At 69.0% G+C, this 17,303-nt stretch carries 18 protein-coding genes and 1 pseudogene; 10 read left to right on the top strand and 9 right to left on the bottom strand.

Features of this window, described 5'->3' with window-relative positions; all coding sequences use genetic code 11:
• The first annotated feature begins 1 nt into the window (after nt 1).
• The 3 genes and pseudogenes from ADBZ6K_RS11550 to ADBZ6K_RS11540 all read left to right on the top strand — a co-directional run bounded on the left by ADBZ6K_RS11550 (nt 2) and on the right by ADBZ6K_RS11540 (nt 3,392).
• Nucleotides 2-376, top strand: coding sequence for a hypothetical protein (locus ADBZ6K_RS11550; protein WP_526346635.1), 375 nt, complete (start codon nt 2-4; stop codon nt 374-376).
• A gap of 31 nt (nt 377-407) precedes the next feature.
• Nucleotides 408-2,147, top strand: a pseudogene (locus ADBZ6K_RS11545) (sodium/solute symporter); the annotation flags it as partial.
• Nucleotides 2,133-3,392, top strand: a complete 1,260-nt coding sequence (locus tag ADBZ6K_RS11540; RefSeq protein WP_526346819.1) for an MFS transporter — start codon at nt 2,133-2,135, stop codon at nt 3,390-3,392. The pseudogene ADBZ6K_RS11545 and the gene ADBZ6K_RS11540, both read left to right, overlap by 15 nt.
• Nucleotides 3,393-3,433: 41 nt before the next feature.
• Here ADBZ6K_RS11540 and ADBZ6K_RS11535 read toward each other — a convergent pair whose 3' ends face one another.
• Together ADBZ6K_RS11535 and ADBZ6K_RS11530 are read right to left on the bottom strand one after the other, a co-directional pair.
• Nucleotides 3,434-3,634: a DUF5302 family protein gene (locus ADBZ6K_RS11535; RefSeq protein ID WP_526346633.1), complete on the bottom strand. Its 201-nt coding sequence runs from the start codon at nt 3,632-3,634 to the stop codon at nt 3,434-3,436.
• Between the two features lie 29 nt (nt 3,635-3,663).
• On the bottom strand, nt 3,664-4,107 hold the full coding sequence (locus tag ADBZ6K_RS11530; protein WP_526346631.1) for a PPOX class F420-dependent oxidoreductase: 444 nt from the start codon (nt 4,105-4,107) through the stop codon (nt 3,664-3,666).
• 78 nt (nt 4,108-4,185) lie between these two features.
• On the opposite strand from ADBZ6K_RS11530, the gene ADBZ6K_RS11525 reads away from it, so the two are divergent.
• The 3 genes from ADBZ6K_RS11525 to ADBZ6K_RS11515 are packed head-to-tail and all read left to right on the top strand — an operon-like array spanning nt 4,186 to nt 6,355.
• A complete protein-coding gene (locus ADBZ6K_RS11525) occupies nt 4,186-5,010 on the top strand; it encodes a class I SAM-dependent methyltransferase (protein ID WP_526346817.1) in 825 nt (274 codons plus the stop codon).
• Nucleotides 5,007-5,528, top strand: coding sequence for a DUF1697 domain-containing protein (locus tag ADBZ6K_RS11520; protein ID WP_526346629.1), 522 nt, complete (start codon nt 5,007-5,009; stop codon nt 5,526-5,528). Before ADBZ6K_RS11525 ends, ADBZ6K_RS11520 begins: the two co-directional genes overlap by 4 nt.
• The gene (locus ADBZ6K_RS11515; protein ID WP_526346627.1) at nt 5,525-6,355 is read left to right on the top strand and encodes a class I SAM-dependent methyltransferase; all 831 of its coding nucleotides are present in this window, start codon (nt 5,525-5,527) and stop codon (nt 6,353-6,355) included. The genes ADBZ6K_RS11520 and ADBZ6K_RS11515 overlap by 4 nt, the downstream gene beginning before the upstream one ends.
• Nucleotides 6,356-6,385: 30 nt before the next feature.
• On the opposite strand, the gene ADBZ6K_RS11510 is transcribed toward ADBZ6K_RS11515, so the two are convergent.
• Both ADBZ6K_RS11510 and ADBZ6K_RS11505 read right to left on the bottom strand, forming a co-directional pair.
• Nucleotides 6,386-7,309 (bottom strand): alpha/beta fold hydrolase, encoded by a 924-nt coding sequence (locus tag ADBZ6K_RS11510; RefSeq protein ID WP_526346625.1) that lies wholly within the window; start codon nt 7,307-7,309, stop codon nt 6,386-6,388.
• Entirely contained in the window at nt 7,306-8,841 is a 1,536-nt protein-coding gene (locus ADBZ6K_RS11505; RefSeq protein WP_526346623.1) for a flavin-containing monooxygenase, read from the bottom strand. Before ADBZ6K_RS11505 ends, ADBZ6K_RS11510 begins: the two co-directional genes overlap by 4 nt.
• 149 nt (nt 8,842-8,990) lie before the next feature.
• On the opposite strand from ADBZ6K_RS11505, the gene ADBZ6K_RS11500 reads away from it, so the two are divergent.
• Nucleotides 8,991-10,217, top strand: coding sequence for an Rv1453 family transcriptional regulator (locus ADBZ6K_RS11500; protein WP_526346621.1), 1,227 nt, complete (start codon nt 8,991-8,993; stop codon nt 10,215-10,217).
• A 13-nt stretch (nt 10,218-10,230) separates the two neighbouring features.
• Here ADBZ6K_RS11500 and ADBZ6K_RS11495 read toward each other — a convergent pair whose 3' ends face one another.
• Nucleotides 10,231-10,596, bottom strand: a complete 366-nt coding sequence (locus ADBZ6K_RS11495; protein WP_526346619.1) for an Rv1152 family transcriptional regulator — start codon at nt 10,594-10,596, stop codon at nt 10,231-10,233.
• 35 nt (nt 10,597-10,631) lie between these two features.
• Here ADBZ6K_RS11495 and ADBZ6K_RS11490 point away from each other — a divergent pair, with 35 nt between their 5' ends.
• A complete protein-coding gene (locus ADBZ6K_RS11490) occupies nt 10,632-11,360 on the top strand; it encodes an SIR2 family NAD-dependent protein deacylase (RefSeq protein ID WP_526346617.1) in 729 nt (242 codons plus the stop codon).
• Nucleotides 11,361-11,367: 7 nt separating this feature from the next.
• Here ADBZ6K_RS11490 and ADBZ6K_RS11485 read toward each other — a convergent pair whose 3' ends face one another.
• Both ADBZ6K_RS11485 and ADBZ6K_RS11480 read right to left on the bottom strand, forming a co-directional pair.
• Nucleotides 11,368-12,012, bottom strand: a complete 645-nt coding sequence (locus tag ADBZ6K_RS11485) for a class I SAM-dependent methyltransferase (protein WP_526346615.1) — start codon at nt 12,010-12,012, stop codon at nt 11,368-11,370.
• A gap of 38 nt (nt 12,013-12,050) precedes the next feature.
• Nucleotides 12,051-14,324: an MMPL family transporter gene (locus tag ADBZ6K_RS11480; protein ID WP_526346613.1), complete on the bottom strand. Its 2,274-nt coding sequence runs from the start codon at nt 14,322-14,324 to the stop codon at nt 12,051-12,053.
• A 226-nt stretch (nt 14,325-14,550) separates the two neighbouring features.
• On the opposite strand from ADBZ6K_RS11480, the gene ADBZ6K_RS11475 reads away from it, so the two are divergent.
• Both ADBZ6K_RS11475 and ADBZ6K_RS11470 read left to right on the top strand, forming a co-directional pair.
• Nucleotides 14,551-14,877 (top strand): hypothetical protein, encoded by a 327-nt coding sequence (locus tag ADBZ6K_RS11475; RefSeq protein ID WP_526346611.1) that lies wholly within the window; start codon nt 14,551-14,553, stop codon nt 14,875-14,877.
• 69 nt (nt 14,878-14,946) lie between these two features.
• Nucleotides 14,947-15,078 carry a hypothetical protein gene (locus ADBZ6K_RS11470; protein WP_526346609.1) on the top strand — a complete coding sequence of 44 codons (132 nt, stop codon included), beginning with the start codon at nt 14,947-14,949 and terminating at the stop codon, nt 15,076-15,078.
• Between the two features lie 151 nt (nt 15,079-15,229).
• Here ADBZ6K_RS11470 and ADBZ6K_RS11465 read toward each other — a convergent pair whose 3' ends face one another.
• Together ADBZ6K_RS11465 and ADBZ6K_RS11460 are read right to left on the bottom strand one after the other, a co-directional pair.
• Nucleotides 15,230-15,997, bottom strand: a complete 768-nt coding sequence (locus ADBZ6K_RS11465) for a 3-hydroxyacyl-CoA dehydrogenase (RefSeq protein ID WP_526346607.1) — start codon at nt 15,995-15,997, stop codon at nt 15,230-15,232.
• 67 nt (nt 15,998-16,064) lie between these two features.
• Nucleotides 16,065-17,156 carry a CaiB/BaiF CoA transferase family protein gene (locus tag ADBZ6K_RS11460; RefSeq protein ID WP_526346605.1) on the bottom strand — a complete coding sequence of 364 codons (1,092 nt, stop codon included), beginning with the start codon at nt 17,154-17,156 and terminating at the stop codon, nt 16,065-16,067.
• Between the last annotated feature and the right edge of the window lie 147 nt (nt 17,157-17,303).

Below are 17,303 nucleotides of genomic sequence, written 5' to 3'. Positions count from 1 at the left end.
GATGACTAGCGGTGAGCGGCCACAGCGACAACGGGTGGTGCTCGCGCACCGACGGGGCTCGCGCGTGGTCCGCACCCGGGCCGAGGTGCAGGAACAGACGCAGGTCGGCGACGCGCTGGTGCGCGGCCTGGTGCGGGCGCAGCTCGGCCTTGCCCTGCGCCTGACCGCTGTCGTGATCGGCACCGCTGCGGCGCTACCGCTGATCAACGGATTGTTCCCCCAACTGGGCGCGCTCACCATTGCCGGCATGCGCGTCAATTGGCTCATCCTGGCCGTGCTGGCCTATCCGATGCTCTACGGGGTCGGGCGGCTGTACATCCGGCTGGCCGAGCAGGGTGAGCGGGATTTCGTTCGCGTGGTCGACGGCGAGCCGTGACGGCGCACCGCACAGCGCGGGCGGACCGCATGTGACCGGCCAGCCGCTGACGGCCGCGGCGCTGCTCGCCGCAGCGGTGGCGACCGTGGCCATCGGCGCCTACGGGGTGCGGTTCTCGCGCACCACCTCCGACTTCCTCGTCGCGTCCCGCGGCGTCGGACCGCAGTGGAACGCCGCCGCGATATCCGGTGAATACCTTTCGGCCGCTTCGTTTCTCGGCGTCGCCGGGCTGATTGCGAAGTACGGCGCCGACGCGCTGTGGTACCCGGTCGGCTGGACCGCGGGCTATCTCGGACTGCTGCTGTTCGTCGCGGCACCGCTACGCCGGTCGGGCGCCTACACGGTCCCCGACTTCGCCGAGTTCCGCCTCGGCTCGGTGTGGCTGCGCAAGATCGCCATGCTCGTCGTCGTCGTGATCTGCGTGTTCTATCTGGTACCGCAGTACCAGGGTGCCGGGCTGACGCTGAACATCCTGCTCGGTATGCCGGTGTGGATCGGACCGCTGGTGGTCGGCGCGATCGTCATCACCAACGTGGTCGCCGGTGGCATGCGCTCGATCACCTTCGTCCAGGCCTTCCAGTACTGGCTCAAGCTCACCGCGATCGCCATCCCCGCACTCGCGCTGCTCGGCCTGTTCGTGTCCGACCGCGGCGAGCTGGGCGGGCCGCTGCCCCCGACGGTGCAGGCGCAGACCACCGTTGCCATCGACACCGACGTCGTCGTGCACGTCGCGGTGCCCGCGGGCATCACCGTCACCGGAACCGTCGACGGCGTCCCTGTCGAGAACGTGCACATCGGCAGCCCCGGCGAGCACACCCTTGGCGAAGGAACGACGCTCACGCTCGCGGCGGGCGCCGCCACCCCGGTCGTGGCGGGCGCCCCGAGTGCGGGATCCGACTGGATCGCCTCGGGCGGGGGCCTGGGCGGTGCCCATCCCCTCTACCAGGTGGTGTCGATCATCGTGGCGACCTTCCTCGGCACCATGGGGCTGCCCCACGTGCTGGTCCGCTTCTACACCAATCCCGACGGCCGGGCCGCCCGCCGCACCGCGTCGGCGGTGATCGCCCTGGTGTCGCTGTTCTACATGTTCCCGATCATGCTCGGCGCGTTCGCCCGGCTCTACGTGCCGCAACTGCTGATCACCGGCGCGGCCGACGCCGCCGTCCTGCTGGCGCCCGGAGCCGCCATCGGAGGCGCGTTCGGGGAGGTCCTGGCGGCGCTGGTGGCCGCAGGCGCCATAGCGGCGTTCCTCGCGACGTCCTCGGGCCTGCTGGTCAGCATCGCCGGCGCGGTGGCCACCGACGTGCTACACAGCCGCATCCGCGACTTCCGGATCGCCGCCGTCATCGGCGGCCTCATTCCGCTTCCCCTCTCGCTGATCACCTCGGGGCTCGAACTGTCCCGCAGCGTCGGGCTGGCGTTCGCGGTCGCCGCCTCCACGCTGTGCCCGCTACTGGTGCTGGGCATCTGGTGGCGCGGGCTGACCGCGATCGGCGCGGCCTGCGGGCTGGTCGTCGGGGGGATGGTGTCGGGCACCGCGGTCACGCTGGCCATCGCGGGTGTCGTCGACGACCACGTGCTCGGCGGCTGGCCGGGAATCATGACGGGCTATCCGGCCGCCATCAGCGTTCCGCTCGCCTTCGCGACGATGGTGGTGGTCAGCAAGCTGACCCGATCAACGGCGCCGCCCGATGTCGCGCAGATCTTCGCACGGATGCACGTCCCCGCCCGGCCGCGAGATTGTGACCACCTGGGGATGGGGCCACGCCGCTTCGACGTTGTTATCCGCATGCTGCAGACTCAGCTGACGATGGCGCGCAGGCAGAGGGTGGCTTTCCCGCTGCTGGCCTTTGCCTTCGCCACGATCATGCTCGGCACCACATTGCCGACGCCGATGTACGCGTTGTACGGCGAACGCATGCACTTCGCGGTGGTGACCACCACCGTGATCTACGCGACCTACGCCGGCGGGGTGCTGGCTGCGCTGCTGCTGTTCGGCCGCTGGTCCGATGCGGTGGGACGGCGTCCGGTGCTGCTCGTCGGCGTCGCCGCGGCCCTGGCGAGCGCCGTCGTGTTCCTGTCCGCGGATTCGGTGCCCCAGCTGCTGGCGGGACGGCTGCTGTCCGGGCTGTCGGCCGGCCTGTTCACCGGCACCGCGACAGCCGCCGTCATCGAGGCCGCCCCACCGCGCTGGCGGGGACGGGCGACCGCGGTGGCCACCGTCGCAAACATCGGCGGCCTTGGCGCGGGGCCCCTGCTCGCGGGTGTCCTCGTGCAGTACGCGCCGCAACCGTTGCATCTGACGTTCCTCGTGCACATTGCGCTGGCGGTGCTGGCCGGTGCCGCGGTGCTGATCGCGCCGGAGACCTCGCAGCGCGCCGGACGGATCGGGGTGCAACGGCTGTCCATCCCCGCCGAGGTCCGGACGGTGTTCCTGATCGCAGGCTTCGCCGCGTTCGCCGGTTTCGCCGTCACCGGGCTGTTCACCGCCGTCGCGCCGTCGTTCCTGGCCGACGTCGTCGGCGTCGGCAACCACGCCGTCGCCGGCGCTGTATCCTGCTCGATCTTCGCCGCGTCCGCTCTGGCGCAGATGGCCGCGGGCTGGCTGCCATCCGGATCGGCGGTGGCGATCGGCTGCGCAATCCTGGCCGTCGGCACGGTGATTCTCGCAGGGGCCCTGCACTTTTCGTCGTTGACGGGGATGATCGTCGCGGCCGTGGTCTGCGGGATCGGCCAGGGCATCAGCTTCAGCAGGGGCCTGGCCGCCGTGGCGGAGCGGACGCCGCCGAGCCGTCGCGCCGAGGTGAGCTCGGCGTATTTCGTTATCGCCTACGTCGCCATCTCGCTGCCGGTCGTCGGAGTCGGCGAGGCCGCCCAACACTGGGGACTGCGCACCGCGGGCGTGAGCTTCTCCGCCGCGGTCACCGTCCTGGCGATCGTGTGTCTGGTCGCGATCCTCGTCGAGGAGGCCCGCATCGCGCGCCGCGAGTCGGCGACCGCGCCCAGCCGGACTTGAGTGCCTCTGCTCGGCGCGGCGCGCCTAATCCGGTGTCACGCCTACCCGCTCTTGCGCCGGAACTCCCTGCGATTCTCGACGGGTCCATGCGCCCGCGGCTGTTTGCGCCCGCCATCCTTGTGGTCGGATCCACCCGCTGAACTCGCGTTCTTGCGCTCCAGCGCCTCGCGGAACTTCCGCTTGGTGTCGTCCCCCTCGTCGCCGCCGGTCACGTCGGTTGCACCCGCAGGTTCATCAGCCATGAGCGAAGCCTAGCCCCGTGTCGCCACCTTTATCGGCGGCCCGGCGGCACGCCGTACACATGCGAAATCGGCAGCGTGAGCACCACCCGACGGTCATCGACCATGGCGCGCCGGTAGTCATCCCAGTCGGGGTGCTCACCGGCGATGTTGCGGTAGAGCGCAATCAGCGCCTCGACGGTGTCGTCATCCGGTGAGGCGGCGGGCGGGGTGAGGATGGCGTCACCCTCCGCGACCGCGTAGGCCCACCCGTCGTCGGAGCTGACGTGGATGGACGCGCGCGGGTCGCGACGCAGGTTGCGCGTCTTGGCCCGGGGCTCGGTGATCGACACCTCGATCGTGACCTGGCGCGGATCGAAGAAATACGCCACGTTCGACAGCTGCGGTCTGCCGTCGCGCTTGATGGTGGCGAGCACCCCGAGCGAGTTGCCACTGATCAACGCCAACAACTTGTCGTCGAACACCTGCCGGGCCATACGCCGAGCCTACGTGGGCCGCGAGGGTGAGCGCCGCCTATCCCGGCAGGCGTTTCTACACTCGGTGTGGTGGCAGCTCTGTCCGGAATCGACGGGAATGTTCTCGAGGGTGTCTCCGCGACGACGTTGTGGACGCTGCGCAACCGCGCCACCGAGGCGATGCGTTCCGACGGGGTGATCCGCGATCCGCTGGCGATCACCCTGTTCGACGCGATCGACTACGACTACCGCAGGTTCGGCAGGCCCGACCAGGTGCACGCGCTGCGCGCGTTGGCCTTCGACGCCGCCACCCGCCGCTACCTCGCGCAGCGCCCGCAGGCGTCCGTGGTGGCGCTCGCCGAGGGTCTGCAGACCAGCTTCTGGCGGCTGGACCGGGCCGGGGTGATCGGCCAATCACGGTGGTACTCCATCGATCTGGCGCCGATCATGGCGCTTCGCGAACGCCTGCTGCCGCGCGACGACCGGATCGTCGCACTGGCACAGTCCGCACTCGATTTCACCTGGATGGACGCGGTGGACCCCGCGCAAGGGGTGTTCATCACCGCTGAGGGACTGCTGATGTATCTCGACCCCGTCGACGCGATGCGTCTCATCGGAGAATGCGCGGCCCGGTTCCCCGGCGGCCAGATGATGTTCGACTCGATCCCCCACTGGCTCAGTCGCCGGACCCTCGAGGGGTTACGCCCCACCCGCCGCTATACCCTGCCGCCGATGCCGTTCGCGATGACACCCGACGAGGCGCTGGCGCTGGCGGGCAGCATCCCGCAGGTCAGCGCCGCGCGGGATGTCGCGCTTCCGCGCGGGCGCCGGTTCTACCGGCTGGCGGCCTGGCCGGCGCTGGACCGCATGGGTGTGCTGCGCCGCAACCGCCCCAGCTTCACGGTGTTGGAGTTCGGCTCGTGACCCGCTACGCCGTCCTGCTGAGGGGCGTCAACGTCGGCGGGGTGAACCTGAAGATGGCCGACGTCGCCGCCGCCCTGGAGGGCGCCGGATTCGGCGCCGTGCGCACGATCCTGGCCAGCGGCAACGTCCTGCTCGAGAGCCGTTCCAACGTCGGGGCGGTCAAGACCAAGGCAGAACGGGCGTTGCGCGACGCGTTCGGGTACGACGCCTGGGTGCTGGCCTACGACCTGGACACAGTCGCGGCGATCAGCGCGGACTACCCCTTCGACCGGGAGGTCGACGGCCACCACTCCTACGTGACGTTCGTCAGCGACGCGGCGGTGCTCGACGAGCTGGCGGCCCTGGCCGACGACGCAGGTGAGGACGAGAAGATCCAGCGCGGCGACGGGGTGATCTACTGGCAGATCCCGAGGTCTGCGACGCTGACCAGCACGATCGGCAAGACCATGGGCAAGAAACGCTACAAGTCCTCGACCACCACCCGCAACCTGCGCACCGTCGAGAAGCTCCTGCGGTGACGGCCGACAAGGTGGATGCCACCGTGCTGACCGGTGTTTCGGAGACGGCGCTGCTGACCCTGCTGGTGCGGGCCACCGAGGCGCGCAGATCCGACGCCATCCTCGAGGATCCGATGGCGATCGGCCTCGTCGATTCGATCGACTTCGACTTCGCCAAATTCGGTCACCACCGCCGCCAGGACATGGCGCTGCGTGCCATCGCCTACGACGGCCAGACCCGCCGCTACCTGACCGACCATCCCGCGGCGACGGTGGTGGCACTGGCCGAGGGCCTGCAGACCAGTTTCTTCCGCCTCGACGACGGCCGAGTGGGGCATGAGTTCCGTTGGCTCACCGTCGATCTGCCGCCGGTCGTCGCCCTGCGCAGCAAGTTGCTGCCCCCCTCGGAACGGGTGACGATGCTGGCCCAGTCGGCGCTGGATTACACGTGGATGGATCACGTCGACACCGCCGACGGGGTGTTCATCACCGCCGAGGGTCTGCTCATGTACCTGCAGCCCACCGAGGCGATGGGGTTGATCACCGAGTGCGCCAGGCGATTTCCCGGCGGGCAGATGATGTTCGACCTGGTGCCCCCGTCGCTGGCGGCCCTGACCCGACGCGGAGTCCGGACCTCGCGGCGCTACCGCATACCGCCGATGCCGTTCACCTTGTCGACGTCCGACGCGGCGAGGCTGGCGACCGTCGTGCCCGGGATCCGGGCGGTCCGCCCGGTGCCGCTGCCCACCCCCCGCGGCCGGGTGCTCAACACGCTGACCTGGGCGATCGAAAACCTGCCCGGACTGAACGGCATCCGCCCGACGTGGACGCTGCTGGAGTTCGGTTGAGATTCGCTCGGGTATCGGTAGAGAAACCCCTCACAGCAGGGTGTCTACCGCAGGGGCGGAGTCCGCGTCGACGGCCCCGGCGTGGTCGCCGATCAGCGCCACCAGCCGGTCGGTGACGGCGGGCGCCAGGTCGTGGCCCATCCCCGCGATGGTCACGTGGCGGGCCCCCGGGATGGCCGCGGCAGTGGCGATACCGCCGCTGGGGTGCACGATGAGGTCGCGGTCGCCGTGGATGACAAGCGTCGGGGCCGTGACGGCGCGCAGTTCGGCGGTGCGGTCCGCCGACTTCATGATCGCGTTGATCTGCCGCGCCACTCCGGCACCGGCGACCGGGCCCGGTCCGCGCTCCCATGCGCCGGCGGCGTAGGCGGCCGCGGCCCCTTCGTCCAGCGGCATATGCGGGCTGGCGATGTGGCGTGCCAGCTCCATGTGGCGGGCGATGAATCTCGCCCTGGTGCGCGGCGCGGGTTTGGCGAGCAGCGCCAGCGTCGACCTCGCCGGCTGTCCGACGTCGCGGGCGCCGGTGGTGGAGAAGATCGACGTCAGCGTCGCCGCCCGGCGGGGATGGCGTGCTGCGATCGTCTGAGCGATCATCCCGCCCATCGACATGCCGACCAGATGGGCACTGTCGATGCCGAGGTGGTCGAGCAGGCCGACCGCGTCGGTAGCCATATCGGCCAGGTCGTAACCGTCGCGGCGGGGCCTGCGGGTGAGTTGGCGCAGCCGGCCGGCCGGCTTGCTGGTCGCCCACGTCGACCGCCCGACATCGCGGTTGTCGAACCGGATGATGCGGAACCCGCGATCTGCCAGGCCCGCCAGCAGCGCCGGTGACCACGAGGTCAGGTCGAGCGTCAGGCCCGCGATCAGCAGGAGCGGCGTACCGGCGGGGTCGCCGCTGGTGCGGTAGCACACCCGGCTGCCGTCCGGGAACACGCAGAAGCGGTCCGCCGTCATGCCTGCAGCACCGCGATCCGGGCGCCCTGTTTGCGACCTGTGACGCCAGGCCCCGAAAGGTGCAGGTTGGGGTCGACCACGGAGTCGTCGCGCAGCAGCTTGACGTCGCTGTGGTAGCTCATCGAGGTCAGCCAAGGCTCCCCCGCGCCCTGCTTGGGCAGCTGGTCGATCGCACGCTTGACGTAGCCGGCACCGAAGTCGAGGAGCGGCCGCGTCGGCATGGCCGGGTCCGCCAGCTCGGGTCGGGCGACGGTGTGACCGTTGGCGTCCATGTGGGTCAGCAGCCTGCAGAAGTGTTCGCACAGCAGCCCGACCTTCAGGGTCCACGACGAGTTGGTATAGCCGATGGCGAACGCGAAGTTCGGCACGCCGGTCAGCATCATGCCCTTGTACGCGACCGTGTCGGCGATGTTCACCGGCTCCCCGTCGACGCGCAGCGTCATACCGCCGAACGCCTGGACGTTGAGCCCGGTCGCGGTGACGATGATGTCGGCCTGCAGCTCGCGCCCGGATTCCAGCAGGATGCCGCGCTCGGTGAAGGTGGCGATGCGGTCGGTCACCACCGAGGCGCTGCCGTTGCGGATTGCCTTGAACAGGTCACCGTCCGGGACGGCGCACAGCCGCTGGTCCCACGGGTTGTAGTCGGGGTTGAAATGCTCGTCGACCGGATAGCCCGCGGGCAGCTGCTTGGCGTTGAGATAGCGGATCAGCCGGCGGGCCGTTCCCGGGAAGCGCTGGCTGAACCCGTACACGGCGCGCTGCCTGGCGATGTTGAACCGGCGCGCGACGGCGTAGCCTCGCTGGTCACCCAACAGCTTCCTGGCGGTGTTGGCGATCGCGTCCTTCGACGGCACCGACATGATGTAGGTCGGCGAGCGCTGCAGCATCGCGACATGGCCCGCCGTGGCGGCCATGGCGGGAACGAGCGTGACGGCGGTCGCGCCGCTGCCGATGACGACCACGGTCTTCCCGGCGTAGTCGAGATCCTCCGGCCAGTGCTGCGGATGTACGACCCGGCCCGCGAAGCGTTCCCGGCCCGCGAAGTGCGGGGTGTAGCCCTCGTCGTAACGGTAATAGCCCCCTGCGCAGAAGATCCAGTTGGCGCTGATCTGCACCAGCTCCGCCTGCCCGTCCTGGCCGCGTTCCACGTCCACCAGCCAGCGCGCGTCACCGGTCGACCACGCGGCGCCGAGCACCCGGTGGTGGAAGCGGATCTTCTCGTCGATGCCGTTCTCGGCGGCGGTCTGACGCAGGTAGGACAGGATCTTGTCGGCCGAGGCGATGGCGTGGTCGTCCCGCCACGGCTTGAACTCGTACCCGAAGGTGTGCAGGTCGGAGTCCGAACGAATGCCCGGGTAGCGGAACAGGTCCCAAGTCCCGCCGGTGGCGCCACGAGCCTCGAGGATGGTGAAGGTCCGCTGCGGATGCTCCTTCTGCAGGTAGTAGGCGGCGCCGATGCCGGAGATGCCTGCCCCGACGATCAGCACGTCGACGTGTTCGACGGCGCTGGCGGACCGTGAATTCGAAACCATGACTGTGACTCCTTGCCGGGATCCGGGAAACCAGGTGGAAAACTGTTGCATCGATGATGGCCGGACACCCGGTCGGTTCCAAGGTCATATCAACACCATCATGGCGACGATGTGGTGCAAAGTGCACCAGTCGACATAGTCTGACCGGCATGTGGAGCCAGCCGTCCGCGCGGGTGCGGGACCTCATTCGCCAGGGCGCACAGATCGCCGTCGATCCCGCGGCCGCGGATTGGCTGGAGGAACTCGACCGTGCCACGGTCGGCTCCAATCGGGCGATCGTCGACGACCCGGTGCTCGCGTCGGCCATCAGCGCGACGAACCGGGCCAACATCGTGCACTGGGCCACGGCCAACATGGTCGATCCCGGCGCACCGGTGCCTGCCAACCTCGGGCCGGAGCCGCTGGGGATCGCACGGGATCTCGTGCGCCGGGGTATGGACAACGCCTCCCTCGATGCCTATCGGGTCGGCCAGGGCGTCGCCTGGCGCAGGCTCATGGAGATCGCGTTCGGTCTGACATCGGATCCGGCCGAGCTGCAGGAGATGCTCGACGTGTGCTCACGGTCGGTCAGCGCGTTCCTCGACGCGACCCTTGCCGGGATCGCCGCGCAGATCGAACTCGAACGCGACGAACTCACCCGCGGCAGCCACGCCGAGCGCCGGGAGACCGTGACGCTGATCCTCGACGGGGCCCCGATCGGCCGTGAGAGGGCCGAAGCCCGCCTGGGATACGCGCTGAACCGCCACCACACGGCGGCCATTGTGTGGAGCGACACATCCGAGGGTGATCTTGGCCACGTCGATCGCGCCGCGGAGGTTTTCGGCCGGAGCGCGGGCGCGACGCGGCCGCTGAGCATTCTGGCGAGCACCGCGTCCCGGTGGGTCTGGGTACCGGGGGCCGGCGGAGTCGACGCCGCGGCGCTCGGGCGGGCCATCGCCACGATACCCGGGGTGCGCATCGCGGTCGGGCCCACCGCCGCCGGCGTCGAGGGGTTCCGCCGCAGCCATCTCGACGCGATCACCACGCAGCGCATGCTCGCGCGGCTGGAATCCCAACAGCGCGTTGCGTTCTTCAGCGACGTCCACCTGGTCGCGGTGCTGACCCAGGACCCTGCGCGCGCGAACGAGTTCATCAGCCGTGTTCTCGGCGATTTCGAGCATGTCGACATTGAATTGCAGTCGACCATAAGGGTTTTCATCAATGAGCAGTGCAATGCCTCGCGCGCGGCGGCCCGGTTGTACCTGCACAGGAACACGCTGCTGCGCCGGATCGCCCGCGCGGAAGAGTTGCTGCCGCGGCCTCTGGGTCAGACCAGTGTCGAGGTCGCGGTCGCCCTGGAGGCGCTGCGCTGGCGCGGCAACCGGACCACGATCTGAAAGGCGATGCGCCTCAGCCGAAGGCCGACGCCACGTAGCGCAGCGCGTCGTCCTTGTCGACGCCCAATGCGCGCGCCGCCGACACGAAAGTGTGCGCCGCGGTGGCCATCGCGGTGTCGGAGGGATCCACCCGTGCGACGAAAGTGCCGAACCGTCCGCGGGTTTCGAGAATCCCCGCCGACTCCAACTCACGATAGGCACGCGCGACGGTGTTGACTGCCAGATTCAGCTCGGCGGCGAGTTCGCGTACCGTGGGCAGCCGCGTACCCGGCGACAGCCTGCCGTCCCGCACCCCCGCAATGATCTGCGTCCTGAGCTGATCGAACAGCGGCCTGGCCGCCCGAACGTCAACTCGCACCCAATCCCCCAGATTTGCCACATGCCCAGTATCGCCTAAACCGCTAGTTTGGTCATGTGCAAGTAACGGTGTTCAGCGGCGCCGGCATCTCCGCCGAAAGCGGTGTGCCCACGTTCCGCGACGTCGAGACGGGGCTGTGGTCAAAGGTCGACCCGTACGAGATTTCCAGCGAACAGGGTTGGCTCGACCATCCCGACCGGGTGTGGGCGTGGTATCTGTGGCGCCACTACATGATCGACGCAGTTCAGCCCAACAATGCGCATCTGGCGGTCGCGGAGTGGGAGGACTACGCGGACGTGCACGTCATCACCCAGAACGTCGACAATCTCCATGAGCGGGCCGGCAGCAAACGGGTGTACCACCTGCACGGGAGCCTGTTCGAGTTCCGTTGTGACGCTTGCCACTCCAGGTTCGAGGGTGACCTGCCCCCGATGCCCGAGCCGGTTGAATCGCTGGATCCGCCGCACTGCCCGTGCAGCGGCCTGATCCGGCCCAATGTGGTGTGGTTCGGCGAAGCCCTTCCTGACGCCGCATGGCAACGTTCAATGGCCGCGGTCACCTTCGCCGACGTGCTCGTCGTGGTGGGCACGTCGTCCATCGTCTACCCCGCGGCCGGCTTGCCCGAACTGGCACTGGCCAAGGGCACCGCGGTCATCGAGATCAACCCGGAGCGCACCCCGCTGTCCGACGTCGCGACGGTGTCACTGCGGGAATCCGCTGCAACCGCGATGCCGGGTCTGCTGCAGCGCCTTCCCGAGCTGCTCGGACGCGATCAGCTGGCCTAGGTTTGGCCTAGGTTTGGCCCCGCTCGGGCCGTACCGCGCGCCCGATGGCCATCTCGGCGACGGGCAGCGGCGCCCACCGCGGCATCGCCCAATCGCGGCGCGCGTCCTCGAGCTGGAATCCCGCGCCTGCGATCGTGTCCTCGGTGTGCCGATGGGTGTGGCAGTTGCCCAGCAGGCGCGGCCACACGGTGGCGTCAGCCAGCCGCTGCAGCTGCGCCCGCGGCCCGGTACCGGCGATGTGCTCGAGATACCGCAGCTCCCCACCCGGCCTCAACAACGAAAACAGTTGCCGCAGAACGCCGGCGGGCTCCTCGATCGAACACAGCACCAGCGAGCAGACGACCGCGTCGAAGGGTTCGGCCGCGTGAAACTGCTCGACGGCCTCCTCCGTGACGGTCACCGGAACCGGCGCGGTGACCGCGGCTTCCCTTGCCACCGCGGCCAGCCTGCGCTCGGGCTCGATGGCGACGACCTCGCTGACACCGAGTGGATAGAACGCGAAGTTGGTGCCGGTACCCGCCCCGATCTCCAGCACGCGCCCCGTGAGGCCGCGGAGATTCTCGATGCGCATCCTGCGGATCGCGTCGGGTTCGTGTCCCGACATCACGGTCCACAATCTGGCGAACACCGGATTGTCGATCGTCGTGCTCATCGAGCAGTCCCTTCAGCCGTGCCGTTCACTTCCACGGTCTACACCTCAGCGCTGGTCTGCGCCAGCGCGGCGCGGCCGGGTGCTCGATCTGCTCGATCCCCGCCGGTCTCACTGATACCGATCCGTGCCTGCAGCCGGGCCAACGGCCCAGGCGCCCACCAGTTCCACCGGCCCATCAGGTGCATGAACGCGGGTACCAGCATCATCCTGATCAGGGTCGCGTCCGCGAGCACGGCCAGCGTCAGCCCCAGGCCGAACATCCGCATCAACGCCACCTGAGCCGCGATCAACGCGGCGAACGAGATCGACATCAGCAGCGCGGCGGCGGTCACCACCCGGCCGGTGCGCGCCAATCCCAGCGCCACGCTTTCGTCGTTGTCCCCAGGCCCCTGCGGCGATGCCAGCCAGTACTCCCGGATGCGCGATACCAGAAACACCTCGTAGTCCATCGACAGGCCGAAAGCGATGCAGAACAACAGGATCGGCAAATTGGACACCAGGGTGCCGGTGGGGGTGGTGCCCAGTGCGCCCAGGTGGCCGTCCTGGAAGATCCACACCAGCGCACCGAACGCCGCCGACAGCGACAACACGTTGAGCACCAGCGCCTTCAGCGGCAACACCACACTGCCGGTCAGCAGGAACAGCAGCACGAAGGTGATCCCCGCGATGACACCGAGCACCAGCGGCAGCCGGGAGGTGATGGAGTGGGCACTGTCCCGGGTCGCCTGTGCCACCCCCGCAAGCTGGACCGGTTTGCCACCGGGGGTCGCCACGGCATCCAGCCGGTCCAGCTGGCGAGAGGAGGCGTCGCTGAACAGTGGCGCCTCGGTGCTGACCGTCAGATACGCGCTGCCCTGCGCCATCCCGGTCGACGCCGACGGTGGTCCCGCCAGGGCGCCGTCGACGAAGGAGCCCCCCGGCGCCGACACCGACGCGACGTCGTCGACCTGCGACAGCCGGGCGGCGTAGCGGTCGATGTCGGTGACGTCGAGTCCGGCGGTATCGGGGACGACGACCGTGACGTTGGCGGTCGAGTCGGTGGCGAAGCCGGATCGCAGCTGATCGCCGACGTCGCGGGCCGACGCCGAGGGCGGCAGCACCCGGTCATCGGGGAAGCCCCACTTGATGCCGAGGAAAGGCGCCCCCAGCAGGAGGAGCACAACCACCACCGCGGTGCTGATGGGGATGGACCGCCGCATCACGAACTTCGTCGAGCGATACCAGAACGACCGCTCGACGGGTCGGCGCCGGGGGTCGGGACGGCCCAAAAGCCGCCGGGCGAACCGGCGGACGTCCAGTGCGTCCAACCGATCGCCCGTCAGCGCGATCCCCGCCGGCGCCACCACGATCGCGGCGGCCGCGGCGAACACCACGGTGGCGACGCCGGCGTAGGCAAACGACTTCAGGAAGTACATCGGGAACAGCACCATGGCCACCATCGACAGCGCGACGGTCACCGCCGAGAAGAGCACCGTGCGGCCCGCGGTGGCCATGGTTCGGACCAGCGCGGCATCACGCCCGGCGCCCGCCTCCAGCTCCTCACGGAAGCGGCTGACGATCAGCAGCGTGTAATCGATGGCCAGGGCCAGTCCGAGCGCGACGGTCAGGTTCATGGCGAAGATCGACACGTCGGTGACCAGGGTGACGGCGCGCAGCACCGCCATCGACCCCAGAATCGCCAATCCGCCGACCGCCAGCGGCAGCGCCGCGGCGACCAGGCCGCCGAACACCCAGATCAGCACCACAAAGCTCAACGGGACCGCGATGGATTCCATTTTGAGCAGGTCTTTTTCGCTCTGCCTGTTCAGCTGGACGTACGCCATCGCTTCACCGCCCGCGCGCACCGTCACGCCGTCGCGGTCACGCACCAGCCGGTCGGCGAGCTCCTTGGCGTGTTTCTGTGCGCCGGTCTCACCGCCTGTGATACCCGCGACGATCAGCCCCGTCCTGCCGTCCTTGCTGACCAGCGTGGCCGCGGCCGCGGGTGGTGCGGTCCACGCCGAGGTCACGTTCGCGACGTAGGGCGAGGCCGCCAACTGGCCGGCGATCTCCGTTCCCACGGTCCTCGCGGAGGCGGCGCCGGGCTGGTCGGCCGTCACGCTGATGATCAGTTCCATGTCGCCCGCGTGGAACTTGTCGGCGAGCAGGTGCTCGGCCTGCGTCGATTCCGACGACGGGTCGGCGAAGCCGCCCGCCGAGAGCTTGTCGGCGACGGGTATGCCGAAGATGCCGGCCAGCACCATCACCAGCCCCGCCACGGCGAGCATCCGGCGCGGCGCCGCAATGGCCAGGTGGGCGATACGTTGCAGCACTTTTCTTTCCTGTCGTTCTTTCCTGTTCTTGCCCGGCCCCTGCCGGTCCGTTCGGTCAGGTCCCGCCAAGCACACGTCGGACCCGCTGCCGGATATGACGTGCCCGGCCGGCCGGGGGTTCAACGCGCCGGGAAAGGGTCGGGCAACGGCCGCCCGGGCTGGGAAGTTAAGGAAATTGGGGAAACCCCCGATTCCGGGCGCCGGAGGTGCAACTAGCCTTGCGCTCATGCGCACCATGACACCGGTTATGTCGTGTTATCTGGCCGAGTGGTACCGCCCCGACCTGACCCAGCAGGTTGTCGACGGCTTCTTTGCCGCCCTCGACGCCGCCGTTCGTGCCGCATCCGGCCCGGATGGTTCGCTGCGCCTGCTGGTGACGCTCGCTGTGCCCGCCGACGAAGTCCTCTACGGCGTCTTCACCGCCGACCACGCCGACCACGTCCTGCAGGTGTGCCAGCAGGCGGGCGTGCCCGTCGAACGGCTCAGCACAGACGTCGGCGCCCGCATCGATCGCGGCGGAGGCGTGGAACGGAACCCCGGAACCTACCCGTAAGTAGTATTGCCAGCATTTTCCGAAAGTCGACTCAAAGAATCCTTAGAGGCGGCCCATAGTCTCGACCACATGTGGATCGACGACACCAACGCTGATGTCATCAAGGTTGACTTCGACGCGCTCTACCACGGCGATGTCCTGGTCGAGGGAGACACCTCCGAGCAGTTCGACGAGTGGGGTCTGCTGCCGACGGCAGTGTGAACATGCGGGCGCCGGCCCGGCGCCCGCACGCCGGGGCCGAGTTTGCCCGCAGCGGCCGCCGTAGCGCCTCGCTGACCGCCGTTGATTCCGCCAGCCCTCGTCAATCCTCGTCAATCCTCGTCGATCCTCGTCGATCCACTCCGTTACCGCACTACCGCGGCGCCATGCGGATCGCCCCGTCCAGCCTGATCACCTCGCCATTGAGCATCGGGTTCTCGATGATGTGCACCGCAAGCGCACCATATTCATCCGGATCCCCCAGCCGCGCCGGATGCGGCACCTGCTGACCCAGTGACTTCTGCGCCTCCTCGGGCAGCGAACCCAACAGCGGCGTCTTGAACAGTCCGGGCGCTATGGTCACCACGCGAATCAGCTCACGCGCCAAATCGCGGGCGATCGGCAGCGTCATCCCCACCACGCCGCCCTTGGACGCCGAGTACGCAGCCTGACCGATCTGGCCGTCGAACGCCGCCACCGACGCGGTGTTGATGATCACGCCGCGCTCCTCCCCCACGGGTTCGGTCCTGGCGATCCGCTCCGCGGCCAGGCGCAGCACATTGAAGGTGCCGATCAGATTCACCGAGATGATCGAGGTGAACGCGTCGAGGGGAAATGCGCCGTTGCGGCTCAGCGTCTTGATGGCGTTGCCGATGCCGGCGCAGTTGACGTTGACACGCAGCGGCCCCATCTCCTCGGCGACATCCAGCGCCGCCGAAACCTCGTCGGGATCGGTGACGTCGGCCTTTACGAACCGGGCCTTTACGAACCGGGCGCGTTCGCCCAGTCCCCTGACCACGTCCTCACCCCGCAGATCGATGACCACGACCGACGCGCCGCGGTCGAGCAGGCGCTTCACCGTCGCCAGTCCCAGGCCGGAGGCCCCACCGGTCACCACCGCAACGGCGTCTTTGATCTCCACTCGCTGACTCCTGTTCGTCTCGTGTTCGTCTCGCGGGGAGCGGGATTTCCGCACGATGAGGGCCGGACTACAGCCAGTCGCGCAGCACGGCCTCGGTGTCGGCGCCCGGCACCCCGGGAGGGGTCGGCGCGTCGGGGACGCTGCGGGAGAACCGTGGCGCCGGCGAGGCCTGCAGCCGGCCATCGTCGCGGTAGAAGGTGTGGCGCTCGGCCACATGCGGCTCGGAATCGACCTCGCCGGGGGCCAGCACCGGCGTAACGCACGCGTCGGTGTCGGCGAACACCTTCGCCCAATGGTCGCGGTCGTGGGCGCCGAAGGCCTCCGTCAACCGGGCCCGCAGCTCGGGCCAGCGGGCGACGTCGTTCTGGCCGGGCAGATCGGCCCCGGCCAGGCCCAGCCCGGCCAGCAACTGCGTATAGAACTGCGGTTCGATGGCGCCGACCGCGACATAGCGGCCATCGGCGCACGCATAGGTGTCGTAGTAGGGGGAGCCGCCGTCGAGCATGTTCGTACCGCGCTCGTCGGACCACATGCCGTTGCCGCGGAACGACCAGATCATCTGCATCAGCACCGAGGCACCGTCGACCATCGCGGCATCGATGACCTGGCCCTTACCGGAGGTCTGCCGCTCCCACAGAGCGGCGAGGATGCCCACGATGAGGAACATCGATCCGCCGCCGAAATCACCGGTGAGATTCAGCGGGGGGACGGGGCGTTCGCCGGACCGGCCGATCGAATGCAGCAGACCATTGAGGGAGATGTAGTTGATGTCGTGGCCGGCCTGCAGCCTGCGCGGCCCGGTCTGCCCCCAGCCGGTCATTCGCGCATAGACCAGGCGGTCGTTGACCGTCGCACAGTCGTCGGGACCGAGCCCAAGCCGTTCGGTGACACCCGGGCGGAACCCCTCGATCAGCACGTCGGCCTTGGCGATGAGCCGCATCACCAGCTCTCGGCCGTCTTCGCTTTTCAGGTCGGCAGCAACCGAGCGGCGGCTGCGCAACAGGGTGTCGCGGCCGGGCATGGGCAATGCGTCGGTCTTGCGCGGCCGGTCGATGCGCACCACGTCAGCCCCGAGGTCGCCGAGGATCATGGCGGCGTGCGGGCCGGGTCCGATGCCGGCCAGTTCGATGACTCGCAATCCCTGCAACGGTCCCGGCATGCGTCTGCAACCTCCGCTTCGTCGCGCCGCTCAGATAGTTCACGTGTCCAACCATCTGGGTTCTCGCCAGCGTATCCGGCCGCCCTGCGGGCCTGCCGAAAATCAGTGGACCGTGCGACGCACTCTGCGTCACCATCGATTGTGTGA

The organism is Mycobacterium sp. (genome assembly GCF_044223235.1).
Lineage (GTDB): Bacteria > Actinomycetota > Actinomycetes > Mycobacteriales > Mycobacteriaceae > Mycobacterium.
The sequence above is the reverse complement of the archived record's forward strand: the minus strand, read 5'-3'. Positions and strand labels throughout refer to the sequence as shown.